This is a genomic window from Nonomuraea rosea (genome assembly GCF_039539705.1).
GTDB classification, from domain to species: domain Bacteria; phylum Actinomycetota; class Actinomycetes; order Streptosporangiales; family Streptosporangiaceae; genus Nonomuraea; species Nonomuraea rosea.
The window spans coordinates 58253-69698 of the sequence record NZ_BAABDQ010000016.1; the positions used below are offsets into that span (position 1 = coordinate 58253).

Here is an 11446-nt window from a genome sequence, read left to right on the forward strand (position 1 = left end):
GGATCAGGGCCCCGGCCGGCGCGGCTGTGCCGCTCCCAACGGGCGCCAGCCGCGTTCGACCGACCGGCGGCATTGTTCGGGGGTGTCGCCCGCGCTGGTGAACAGGGCGGTCAGCAGCGGTACGCCATGGGCCAACGATTGACGGGGCAGGGGGCCGGTGACGACCAGTGACGCCAGTCCATGTCCGATGGTCCAGCTCTGCGTGGCCAGCTCCAGCGGGTCGATGTCGGCGCGGAAGCGGCCGGCGGCCGTGGCCCGTTCGACGGCCCGGACCAGACAGTGCAGCGTGTCATCCGCGGCCGCGGCATCCTCGAGCTCGAACCCGGCGTCGAACATGACCCGGTAGAGATCGGGACTGGCCATGGCGTTGGACAGGTATGCGGCGCCGAGAGCGGCCAGATCTCGTACGGGATCCTTCGAGGGCGAGACCGCGGCGAGGCGGGCGGCCAGGCGGGTGAAGCCTTCCTGCCGCATCGCCGTCCACAGGCCGTCCATGCCGCCGAAGTAGGTGTAGACGGCCATGGTGGACGCCCCGGTTCCGGCTACCAGTGAGCGCAGCGTGACCGGCTGCCGAGCGGCGAGCATCTGCGCGGCTCGGTCGATCAGCAGGGAGCGGACCGCCGGGTCCTTCATCCTCACCATGGCACCACAATACATAGCATTGCTATGTTATCTGTGAGTGCCGACCATTCTGAAGGAGCGGACATGACCGTGACGCTGGTCAACCCCGACGGGCTGCCGAAACCCGACGTCTACCGCCAGCTATCGATCGCCACCGGATCGAAGCTGGTGTTCCTGGCGGGCCAGGTGGCCCGCGACGCCCAGGGCCGGCCCGTCGGTGAGGGCGATCTGGCCGCTCAGGTGGAGCAGGCCTACCTCAATATCGGCACCGCCCTGGCCGGGGTCGGCGGATCATTCGATGACGTGGCCAAGCTGACCATCTACGTCGTCGGCTGGACCCCCGACAAGATGCCGCTGCTGGGCGAGGGGGTCGCCCGGGCGGCGGCCAAGCTGGGGATCGACCCGGTCAAACCGATCACGCTGCTGGGCGTTGCGGCGCTGGGAGAACCCGACCTGCTGGTCGAGGTCGAGGCCACGGCCGTCATCGACTGAGTCGAGGCGCCTCGGACACGCCTGCCGACGTCCCGGGTCGGCGGGCGTGACCACGTCAAACCGGGCTCATGCCGCGTGCTCTCATGAGCCGTACGTCAGCCGCCGCAGCGCGGTCTCGGCCGGTCCCCGTCGTCCGCGGAAGGCCGTGGCCAGCGCCACGGTGGTCAGCCAGACGGCCACGGCGATTCCCGAGGCGGCGGCGTCTCCGACCTTGGCGCCGAGACCGCCCGCGTACGGCGAGAACAGCGCCACGAAGATCACCGACTGCAGCAGGTAGCTGGTCAGCGACCACTGCCCGCACGCGACCAGGGCGGAGACCACCGGTCCCGGGATCCCGCGCCGCATCCGGCTCACGGCGAGCCCGACGATGGCCGCGTACCCGAGGCCGCCGGCGATGCCGGTCAGGCTGTGCAGCACGTACGCGGCCACGGAGACCGCCGTCGAGGGCGCCCAGGCCCGCGTGTCCACGAGCATCAACGGCAGCCCGCCGGCGACCGCCGCGCCCACGCCCACGATCGCGACCCGGGAGAGCAGCGGCCGATGAGCGTCCGGCTCTTCGAGCAGCCGCCGGCGGGCCGCCCAGATGCCGAGCAGGAACGCTGACACCACGCTGACCGCGAAGTAGGTGGGCGTCATCCCCGACCAGCCGATCAGCCTCATCACCAGCGCATCGATCGGGTCGGCCAGGCCGGCGGGGGTTTCGCCCTTGGGAGCGGAGACGGTGAGCAGGCCGAACCCGGCGAGGATGACGACGTGCAGGACCAGCCCGACGCCGGCGGCCCACAGCAGGGCTCGGTCCTGGCGCCGGACGAACCCGATGAGGACGAGCCCCACCAGCCCGTACGCGCCCAGGATGTCGCCGAAGAACAGCAGCAGCGCGTGGCAGAACCCGAACGCCAGCAGCCACAGGCTCCGGCGGCGCAGCACCCGCCGCGTCTCCGGCCAGCTCTTGCCCGCGGTGAGCTGCCGGTTGGCCAGCTGGGCGAGGCCGTAGCCGAACAGGGCGGCGAACATGGGCAGGGCCCGCCCGTCCACCAGCAGGATCTGGACCCCGGCGACCAGCCGGTCGGCGGGGCCGCCGTCGAGGGCGTAGCCGCGGAAGCCGGTCTGGTGGCCGGACAGGTACATGTGCGCGTGGGCGACGGCGATGAGCAGCAGCATGAGGCCGCGCGCGAGGTCGGGCGCGAGGGCGCGATGAGTGAGCGGCACGGCGCCCTTGGAGCGGACAGGGGCAGGCGGGGATAAGGACATGGCTCTCCTAAGGAAATTAGATACAGGAACTGTAGCTAATAGACCCACGGTAAGCTACATCCGTGTAGCTAAGCAAGCGGGAGTGAGGATGGGCGATCACAGCGCGCGGACCCGGCGGCGGGGCGAGGAGCTCATCAACGCCATCCACACGGCGGTCCTGGAAGAGGTGGCGCTGGTCGGGGTGGCGCGGCTGACCATGGACGGCATCGGCAAGCGCGCGGCGACCCCCCGCACCACGCTCTACCGCCGCTGGTCCGACCCCGTCGAGGTGCTGCTCGACGCGCTGCACCACCTGCATCCGGTCGAGGAGCCCACGCCGGGCGCCGACGACCTGCGCGGCGACCTGATCCGCGCCCTCCGGCTCATGGTGGACTGGATGCTCAGCCCGGCCGGCCGCGCCGTCGCGGCCATCCTCACCGACCCTCAGCGCACCCCGCAGATCTCCGAGGCCCTGTTCGAGCGGGTCTTCGCCGAGCGCGGCGGCACGTTCACCAGCACCATCCTGCGCCACTACGCCGAACGCGGCCACTTCCCCGCCGAGCTGCTCACCCCGGTCGTGGCCGACATCGGCGAGGCCCTGGTCACCAAGCGCATGATCGACGCCGCCGTTCCCCCCAGCGACGACGACCTGGCGGCCATCGTCGAGCAGGCCATCCTGCCCGCGATCGGCCTCGGCAGGCCCGGCCCATAGGGACGCCATCGTCTCCTTGAACGTCCCCTTGGCCTGCGGTTGCCGTATCCGCACTGCCACTATGGGTCCACAGTGCGTGATTTCGGGTAGGAGGGGCCGATGTCCACGTCTCTCCCCGACAAGGCCGGCGACGGGATCACTGCCTGGCCGATCAGCCGCGATCTGATGGGGCTGCGCGATCTGGTGTTCCGGCACGGGCGGCGGGCGGGACTGAGCTCCGAGCGCGGGGCCGATCTGGCGCTGGCGGTGAACGAGGCGGTCACCAACGTGCTGGACCATGCCGACGGCCACGGCTGGGTGCGGATCTGGGCCGACGACGACTTCCTCACCGTCGACATCGCCGACTTCGCGGGCCGGCTCACCTCGGACGCCTGTCTGGTTGAGCTCCCGCCTGAGGGTCCGCGCGGCTATGGGCTTTGGGTGATGCGCCGTCTGTGTGATGAGTTCGCCATCACCCGGCACAACGGCACGTCCCGGGTACGGCTCCGCATGCGGCGCACCCTGGCCGTCCTCGGGCGTGATCGCATCGTTACCTCCCGGTCCGAGTAGGCGGGCGATCTGCGGCAAGTGCCCAGGAGAGGTCCAGCAGAGGGCTTCGTCTCGTAACACGTACGAGGCGGCTTCTCCCTGGACCCTGGTCTTGGATGGGGCGGCCCGCACAGCCGGGAACAGGACACATCATGACCGTCCAGGACATCACGTTCGCCGACATGACCACCGAACAGCTCCTTATGGCCATGGTCGACCCCGCCATCTCCGAAAGGCGCCGGACGCGACTGCGCGAGCGGCTCGTGGAGACGCACCAATGGCTGCTGCGCCGCCGTCCCACGGTGGCCGAGCTCGCGGCGCGGCTGAACGTGCCGGCGGACGAGGACGCGCTGCCCGAGCGGGAGAGGCACATCCTGCTGCTGCGCTTCCACGGCAACCTCACCCAGGCTGAGATCGCCGACGAGTTCGGCATCTCCCAGATGCACGTCTCCCGCATCCTGCGCGCCCCGCTGACCGGGCTGCGCCAGGCCCTCACCACCGCGGACCGCCAACCGGTCACCCGTGCAGCTGCCTGACCAGCCGTTCACCTGCCCGCGACCTTCCCATCTCAGCCCCCGCCCTAGAGACGGGTGCGCCGAAGGGGGATAGCCTGCGCGGACGTCCTGCCACGAAATATCGCCTACGCCCCACGGGAGCACACGTTGACCCTTCACGGCGACGCCGACCGGCTGCGCATCGAGGTGCTTCTGCAGGAGCAGAGCGAGCCGATTCTCAAGCGCTGGATCGATCTGGCCTCGGTCACCGTCGGCGGTCACGCCGATCGCGCCCTGCTGGCCGGACGGCTCCGGGAGATCTACCCGGCTCTGTGCCGCTCACTGGAGAAGGACGGCGACGTCAGCGATCTGCGCGGCCTGCTCGCGGAGCTGTCCCGCGGCCAGGCCCGCGAGGGGGTCAACCCGTCCGACACCGCGACCGTGGTGTTCAGCCTCAAGGAAGCGGTCTACGAGATCATCGAGGCCGCTGATGGCGCCACCCTGCGCGGCTACATCTGGTTCTCCAAGTTCGTCGACGACCTGGGCCTGTACACGTTCGAGACCTACGTCAGCGCCCGCGAGAAGATCATCGTCGACCAGGCGGAGCAACTGCTGGACCTGTCCACTCCTGTGGTGAAGCTGTGGGAGGGCATTCTGGCGGTGCCGCTGGTGGGCACGCTGGACTCCGCCCGCACGCAGGTGGTCATGGAGAAGCTGCTGGAAGGGCTGGTCGAGACGGGGGCCGAGCATGCGGTGATCGACATCACCGGCGTGCCTGCGGTGGACACCGAGGTGGCCCAGCATCTGCTCAAGACGGTGATGGCGGCACGGCTGATGGGCGCCGAATGCGTGATCTCGGGCATCCGGCCGCAGATCGCCCAGACGATCGTCGCGCTGGGCATCGAGTTCGGCGACATCGTCACCAAGTCCTCGCTGGCCGACGCGCTGGCGCACACGCTGCGGCGCAGTGGCGTACAGATCACGCGAACAGCGGGCACGCGAGTCGTGGTGGGGACGGAGAGAGCCTGATGGAGCGCGTGCCCATCCTCAAGCTCGGCGACGTCCTCATCGTCTCCATCCAGATCGACCTGGAGGACCAGGGCGTCCTGGCGTTGCAGGAGGACCTGGCCGACGCGGTCGTCAAGTCCTCCGCCCGCGGAGTGATCATCGACATCACCGCCGTGGAGATCGTCGACTCCTTCATCGGCCGGATGCTGGCCACCATCGCGTCGATCTCCCGCGTGCTGGACGCCGAGACGATCGTCGTGGGCATGCGCCCTGCCGTCGCCATCACCCTCGTCGAGCTCGGCCTGTCGCTCGGCGGCGTGCGTACCGCCCTCAATCTCGAGAAGGGCGTCGCGCTGCTCGAAGACCGCCATGACGCCGGGGTGGCCCCGGTGTCCACGTGAGCGATGTCATCGAGCTGCCGGTCTCCGGCAACAGCGATGTGGTGACGGTCCGTCAGCGCGTGCGCACCGCGGCCCAGGAGATCGGCCTGTCGGTGGTGGATCAGACCAAGCTGGTGACCGCCGCCAGTGAGCTGGCCCGCAACACCGTCGTGTACGGCGGAGGCGGCCGGGTCCGGATCGAGGAGGTCAGCCGCGGGGCCCGCCGGGGTCTGCGGTTGCTCTTCAGCGACGAGGGCCCCGGAATCCCGGATCAGGCGCAGGCCCTCACCGACGGGTGGAGCACGGGAGGCGGCCTCGGCCTCGGTTTGAGCGGTTCACGCCGGCTGGTGGACGAGTTCGATCTCGATTCGGGGTCCGGCGAGGGCACGCGGGTGACGGTGGTCAAGTGGGCCAGATGATCCGCTCAGGCAACGAGGCGTGGTTCCGGGTCGAGGACGCCAGCGCGATCGGGGCCGCCCGACGGGCCGCGACCCTTCTCGCGAGCGGCATGGGATTCAGCGAGACCACCCGCGAGCGGATGGCCATCGCCGTGAGCGAGGCGGCCTCCAACCTGGTCAAGCACGCGGTGGAGGGCATGATGCTGATCCGGCCGCACCCGCAGGCGGTAGCGGTCGTCGAAGTACTCGCCCTGGACAAAGGGCCGGGAATCAGCGATCTCGGCCGTGCCTGGCGGGACGGCTACTCCACCGTGGGCACGCTGGGGATCGGGCTGGGCGGCATCACCCGGATGGCCACGGCGCACGACGTCTACTCCGTCCCCGGCCGCGGAACGGTGATCTGCATGCACTTCACCGCCGACGGCCGGCCGCTGCCGGCCTCGCACGTGAGCGGCCTGATCAGGCCCATCGGCGAGGAGAGTGTCTGCGGCGACGCGTTCGCCTGCTTCGACACCCCCGAGGCGGCGGTGGCGATGGTGTGCGACGGCCTCGGCCACGGCGAGCCGGCGGCGGAGGCCTCCCGCCGCGCGGTGAAGGTCTTCCAGGAGCACGGCGATCTGCCGCTGACGTCGCTGCTGGAGCGCCTGCATCACGCGCTGCGCGCGAGCAGGGGCGCCGCCGTGGCCGTGACCCGGCTCGATCGCGCGAGCGGGCGGGTGGTCTTCGCCGGGATCGGCAACATCGCGGCCTGGATCGTCCACCCCGAAGGCCGCCAGGGCCTGATCTCGTTGCCGGGCATCGCCGGCCATTACAGCAGGACGGTGCGCGAGTACGCCTACGTCGCGCCACCGCACAGCATGGTCGTGATGCACTCCGACGGGCTGTCCAGCCGGTGGGACATCACGACCTTCCCAGGACTGACCGCACGCTCGCCCGCGGTGATGGCGGCCACGCTGCTGAGGGAAGCGGGCACCCGCCGCGACGACGCCTGCGTGCTCGTGCTGAAGGTCACGCCATGACCGCTCAGCCGTGATCCAAGCGTTATGGCCATGCGGGCGCTTCACTCGTTTCCCGCCAGAAGCTCAGGGCAGTCGCGACGTCATGGCTACTCTCCTGTGGATCATCGCAGTCGTTCTCGTCATCGCCGGCATCTATGTGCTCCTGGCCCGCCGCGACATTCTGTGGGGGATCGTCCTCATCGTGGTCGGGCTGCTGGTCGGCCCTGGCGGGGTGAGCATCTTCAACGTCTGAGGCCCAGCCGCGACCGGGCCCGGCCGAGTGGGCACAGACGACCGGGCTCGGCTTCGCCGCGCTGGCCCTGGTCGTCTCCATGACCAGCGCCACCGCCCTGGTGATCGACTACCTGTTCGGCACCCCGGTCGCCTGGACATGGTTCCTGCAGCCGGCACTCACCCGCACCGGCACCACACCCTACGGGCCTTGAAGCGTCCCTACGCCGCATCTCCTCCTGCCGCGCGTCGGGTTCCTTCGCCGAGCAGGGTGCAGAGCAGGGCCGTGACCACGAAGCCGACCACCGGGCTCTCGGAGGGTGGACGGAAGAGGTACGTACGCGACATCCTGTGGCGTGCTGTTGCGCCAGTTGGAATATCTGGTCGCCCTGGCCAGGGAGCGGCATTTCGCCCGCGCCGCCGCGGCCTGTCACGTCTCCCAGCCGTCGCTGTCCGCGGCCATCCGCAAGCTGGAGCGCGAGCTGGACGTGCCGCTGGTGCGGCGCGGGCAGCGCTTCGCCGGGCTCACGCCCGAGGGCGAGCGGGTGGTGCTGTGGGCGCACCGCATCCTCGCCGACGCCGACGCGCTGCGCCAGGACCTGTCCCGGATGCGGGAGGGGTTGTCGGGGAGGCTGCGGATGGGGGCGATCCCGACCGCGCTGACCGCCGCATCCCTGCTGACCACGCCGTTCTGCGAGCGGTATCCGCACGTACGGGTGCTGCTGACGTCGTTGTCGTCCCGCGAGATCGCGCGCAGGCTGGCCGACTTCGAGATCGACATGGCGATGACGTACCTCGACGACGAGGAGGAGGATTACGGCGAGGTGCGCACCAGCCCGCTGTACGAGGAGCGCTACCTGCTGCTCACCCCCTCCGACGGCGAGCTGGCCGACCGGCGGGTGGCGCGCTGGGCCGAGGTCGCCGCGCTGCCGCTGTGCCTGCTCGCCCCCGAGATGCGCAACCGCCGCATCCTGGACGCCAACTTCCGCCAGGCCGGGGCGGTGGCCGTACCGGCGATCGAGACCGACACCGTCTCCGCCCTGTTCGCGCACGTGGCGACGCACCGCTGGTCCAGCGTGATCGCGCACGCCTGGCTGCACATGTTCGGCGTGCCGGCGGGCATGCGGGTGGTCCGGCTGGAGCGGCCCGCGCGCGAACCCCGCGTCGGCCTGGTGGTCGCCGGTACGGGCCCCGAGTCGGTGCTGGCCAGGGCCGTGCTGGACATCGCCAGGGATCTCGATCTGCGTGAGGTGTTCGACCGGCTCGCCCGTGAGCACCTGGCATAGACGGCGCCTATCACCCGATAGACACAAACGCTTTGACCTGCGGAGACATCTCGGCGGACAGTGAGAACACCCCCGACCGACGAGGAGCCGGAACCATGGCCAAGGTGTTGTGCGTGCTCTATGACGACCCGATCGACGGCTACCCGACCACCTACGCCCGCGACGGCCTGCCCGAGCTGGCCGGCTACCCGGGCGGACAGACGCTGCCCAGCCCGAAGGGCGTCGACTTCACCCCGGGTCAGCTGCTCGGCAGCGTCTCCGGCGAGCTGGGGCTGCGCCGCTTCCTGGAGGAACGCGGTCACACGCTGGTGGTCACCTCCGACAAGGACGGCGACGATTCGGAGTTCGACCGCGAGCTGGCCGACGCGGACGTGGTCATCTCGCAGCCGTTCTGGCCCGCGTACCTGACCGCCGAGCGCATCGCCCGCGCCCCCAAGCTGAAGCTGGCCGTCACCGCCGGCATCGGCTCCGACCACGTCGACCTCGACGCCGCCATCGCCCGCGGCGTCACCGTCGCCGAGGTCACCTACTGCAACAGCATCAGCGTCGCCGAGCACGTGGTGATGATGATCCTCTCCCTGGTACGCGACTACCTGCCCGCCCACCAGACCGTGCTCGACGGCGGCTGGAACATCGCCGACCGCGTCGCCCGCTCCTACGACCTGGAGGGCATGCACGTCGGCACCGTCGCCGCCGGCCGCATCGGCACCGCCGTGCTGCGCCGCCTCAAGCCGTTCGACGTGCACCTGCACTACACCGACCGGCACCGCCTGCCGCGCGAGGTCGAGGAGGAGCTCGGGCTCACCTTCCATCCCGACGCCGCCGCCATGGTGCCCCACTGCGACGTGGTCACCGTCAACGCGCCGCTGCACCCGGAGACCGAGGGCCTGTTCGGCGACGAGCTGATCGCGTCCATGAAGCGCGGCGCGTATCTGATCAACACCGCGCGCGCCCGCATCGCCGACCGCGACGCGATCGTCCGCGCCCTGGAGAGCGGGCAACTGGCCGGGTACGCCGGCGACGTCTGGTATCCCCAGCCCGCCCCCGCCGACCACCCCTGGCGCACCATGCCGCACCACGGCATGACCCCGCACATCTCCGGCTCATCGCTGTCCGCGCAGGCCCGCTACGCCGCCGGCACCCGTGAGATCCTGGAGGCGTGGCTGGAGGGCAGCCCGATTCGCGAGGAATATCTCATCGTCGAGGGCGGCGCGCTGGCCGGGGCCGGCGCCCACTCCTACAGCACCCGCAAGCAGTAAGCCCCGCTGGAGCTCTCCAGACACCGGCGGCAGGTGTTCAGCGGCGCAGCATGAGAAGCGGCACCGGTTGACCGGGCTCGGCACCGGGCGGGATCGCCGCCAGAGCGTCCCCGAGGGCCGCGCCGTCGAGGAACGCCGGACGGTCGCCGCCCAGAGCCCGCACGCCGGGGCCGTCCCAGACGACCGGGACGATACGGGTACGGCCGGCGGCCTGCACCTCCGTGATCAGCGGAGCCTGGGGCAGGTTGCCGAGCGCGCGGCCGGACAGCCCGGCGAGGAGCGGCCCGAGCAGCGTGTACGCGGCGACCAGCGCGGCGAACGGATTGCCGGGCAGCCCCACGACATACGGGCCGCCGCGCGGCCGGGCGAGCAACTGCGGGTGACCCGGCCGGCAGGCGACCGCGTCGACGATCCAGCGGGCGTCGCGCTCGGCGAGCAGACGGCGCAACCCGTCGGTGGTCCCGACCGACGTCGACCCGGTGACCACGACGACATCGGCGCCGGCCGCCGCTTCCACCGCCTCGGCCAGCGCGGAAACGGGCTGGTCAGGCACATGGACGAGACCGTCCAGCCGTCCGCCGAGATCGGCCACCAGTGGCAGCAGCAGCGGGCCGAGTGCGTCGCGAACCCGGCCGGGACCGGGCAGGCCGTGCTGGGCCAGCTCGTCTCCTGTGACGATCGCCCGAACCGCCGGCGTCGGGCGTACCAGCAGCTCGTCATATCCGCAGGAGGCGGCCAGGCCCAGGAGCGCGGGGCCTGCCGGGGTGCCGGCCGGCGCCAGTCGCGCACCGGCGGGCGTGTCCTCGCCGGCGTACCGGATGTGCTTCCCGCGCGGCAGATCGGGACCGGCCACCCGGCCGTCACCGGCGACGGCCGACTCGACCGGAAGCACCGCCCATGCCCCGGAGGGAACGGCGGCCCCTGTCGAGATCTCCACGGCGCGACCCGCCTCCAGCCGCTCACCCGCCCACGGCCGTCCGGGCCGGACGCTGCCGACGAGCGTCCACGGACCGGCGCCCGCCACGGCGAACCCGTCCATCGCGGCCGTGTCGAAGGCCGGCAGCGGCGTCGCCGCGACGAGATCGTCGGCGAGCACCAGGCCCGCCGCCCTGTCGAGCGCCACCCGCACGGGCGGCACCGGCTCGGCCGCCGCGTGCGCGAACTCCCGCGCAGTCGCCCAGGCGACGTCCCGACGTGTCTCCTGATCGGCTGCTGTGACCACGCCTCACGGTCCCACCTGCGGGTTTCACCTGCAAGTCGCAGCGCTCAGGCTAGGGGTTGAGTGCGGCGCGCAGCCGCTCCGCGTAGGCGCGGCGGCGCTCGGCGGGGAGCCAGTCGGGCTGCGGGCGCGTGCCGTAGAGGTCGTCGCCGGGGTAGCGGGGGAAGAGGTGCTGGTGGAAGTGCCAGACATCCTGGTTGCCCGCGGGCTCGTTGTGCTGGCGGGTGGAGACGCCCGCGCAGTCGTAGGCGGTACGCAGGGCGCGGGCGAGTATCCGGGTGGCATCGAAGATCGCGTGACCGTCGGCGGTGGGGAGGTCGTAGAGGTTCTCGTGATGGGCGACGGGGATGATCAGGAGATGTCCCGCGTTCCGCGGCCACCAGCGCGGGCAGATCAGCGCGAAGACGCGCTCGTCGCGGTAGACCACGTCGGGTTCCCGGTCCGGGGTGAGGTGACAGAACGGGCAGTGGTAGCCGGCGGGTTCGTGGTTGTGCACGGGGCGCCTCTCTGGCTGGTTGTCGGCGTCCGTGGAGTCTAGTTTCGGCGGATCAGCCCCATACAGGGCGACGTGACCGCTGTGGCGTGGCCGG

Annotated in this window: 14 protein-coding genes and 1 pseudogene; 11 read left to right on the forward strand and 4 right to left on the reverse strand. The window is 71.1% G+C overall.

Going from position 1 to position 11446, the window contains the following annotated elements:
* Window positions 1–3: 3 nt before the first annotated feature.
* Window positions 4–642, reverse strand: a complete 639-nt coding sequence (locus tag ABEA43_RS32270) for a TetR/AcrR family transcriptional regulator (RefSeq protein ID WP_345567763.1) — start codon at window positions 640–642, stop codon at window positions 4–6.
* Between the two features lie 63 nt (window positions 643–705).
* Between ABEA43_RS32270 and ABEA43_RS32275 the strand changes: the two genes are divergently transcribed.
* Window positions 706–1113 (forward strand): RidA family protein, encoded by a 408-nt coding sequence (locus tag ABEA43_RS32275; protein ID WP_345567764.1) that lies wholly within the window; start codon window positions 706–708, stop codon window positions 1111–1113.
* Window positions 1114–1194: 81 nt separating this feature from the next.
* On the opposite strand, the gene ABEA43_RS32280 is transcribed toward ABEA43_RS32275, so the two are convergent.
* Window positions 1195–2364 carry a DUF418 domain-containing protein gene (locus tag ABEA43_RS32280; RefSeq protein ID WP_345567765.1) on the reverse strand — a complete coding sequence of 390 codons (1170 nt, stop codon included), beginning with the start codon at window positions 2362–2364 and terminating at the stop codon, window positions 1195–1197.
* An 88-nt stretch (window positions 2365–2452) separates the two neighbouring features.
* On the opposite strand from ABEA43_RS32280, the gene ABEA43_RS32285 reads away from it, so the two are divergent.
* The 10 genes and pseudogenes from ABEA43_RS32285 to ABEA43_RS32330 all read left to right on the forward strand — a co-directional run bounded on the left by ABEA43_RS32285 (window position 2453) and on the right by ABEA43_RS32330 (window position 9637).
* Window positions 2453–3055, forward strand: coding sequence for a TetR/AcrR family transcriptional regulator (locus ABEA43_RS32285; RefSeq protein ID WP_345567767.1), 603 nt, complete (start codon window positions 2453–2455; stop codon window positions 3053–3055).
* 99 nt (window positions 3056–3154) lie between these two features.
* Window positions 3155–3604, forward strand: a complete 450-nt coding sequence (locus ABEA43_RS32290) for an ATP-binding protein (RefSeq protein WP_345567769.1) — start codon at window positions 3155–3157, stop codon at window positions 3602–3604.
* Window positions 3605–3927: 323 nt separating this feature from the next.
* Window positions 3928–4119, forward strand: a pseudogene (locus ABEA43_RS32295) (sigma-70 family RNA polymerase sigma factor); the annotation flags it as partial.
* 126 nt (window positions 4120–4245) lie between these two features.
* Window positions 4246–5106 (forward strand): STAS domain-containing protein, encoded by an 861-nt coding sequence (locus ABEA43_RS32300; RefSeq protein WP_345567770.1) that lies wholly within the window; start codon window positions 4246–4248, stop codon window positions 5104–5106.
* Entirely contained in the window at window positions 5106–5486 is a 381-nt protein-coding gene (locus ABEA43_RS32305; RefSeq protein WP_345567771.1) for an STAS domain-containing protein, read from the forward strand. The genes ABEA43_RS32300 and ABEA43_RS32305 overlap by 1 nt, the downstream gene beginning before the upstream one ends.
* Complete coding sequence (locus tag ABEA43_RS32310; RefSeq protein ID WP_345567772.1) at window positions 5483–5884, forward strand: ATP-binding protein; 402 nt, start codon at window positions 5483–5485, stop codon at window positions 5882–5884. The genes ABEA43_RS32305 and ABEA43_RS32310 overlap by 4 nt, the downstream gene beginning before the upstream one ends.
* Window positions 5881–6882 carry a SpoIIE family protein phosphatase gene (locus ABEA43_RS32315; protein ID WP_345567773.1) on the forward strand — a complete coding sequence of 334 codons (1002 nt, stop codon included), beginning with the start codon at window positions 5881–5883 and terminating at the stop codon, window positions 6880–6882. Before ABEA43_RS32310 ends, ABEA43_RS32315 begins: the two co-directional genes overlap by 4 nt.
* 82 nt (window positions 6883–6964) lie before the next feature.
* Window positions 6965–7114 carry a GPGG-motif small membrane protein gene (locus tag ABEA43_RS32320; protein ID WP_345567774.1) on the forward strand — a complete coding sequence of 50 codons (150 nt, stop codon included), beginning with the start codon at window positions 6965–6967 and terminating at the stop codon, window positions 7112–7114.
* Between the two features lie 334 nt (window positions 7115–7448).
* On the forward strand, window positions 7449–8378 hold the full coding sequence (locus ABEA43_RS32325) for a LysR family transcriptional regulator (RefSeq protein ID WP_345567776.1): 930 nt from the start codon (window positions 7449–7451) through the stop codon (window positions 8376–8378).
* A 95-nt stretch (window positions 8379–8473) separates the two neighbouring features.
* Window positions 8474–9637, forward strand: a complete 1164-nt coding sequence (locus ABEA43_RS32330) for an NAD-dependent formate dehydrogenase (RefSeq protein WP_345567777.1) — start codon at window positions 8474–8476, stop codon at window positions 9635–9637.
* A gap of 37 nt (window positions 9638–9674) precedes the next feature.
* On the opposite strand, the gene ABEA43_RS32335 is transcribed toward ABEA43_RS32330, so the two are convergent.
* Window positions 9675–10859: a molybdopterin molybdotransferase MoeA gene (locus ABEA43_RS32335; RefSeq protein ID WP_345567778.1), complete on the reverse strand. Its 1185-nt coding sequence runs from the start codon at window positions 10857–10859 to the stop codon at window positions 9675–9677.
* A gap of 49 nt (window positions 10860–10908) precedes the next feature.
* Window positions 10909–11352 carry an HIT family protein gene (locus tag ABEA43_RS32340; RefSeq protein ID WP_345567780.1) on the reverse strand — a complete coding sequence of 148 codons (444 nt, stop codon included), beginning with the start codon at window positions 11350–11352 and terminating at the stop codon, window positions 10909–10911.
* Window positions 11353–11446: the final 94 nt, after the last annotated feature.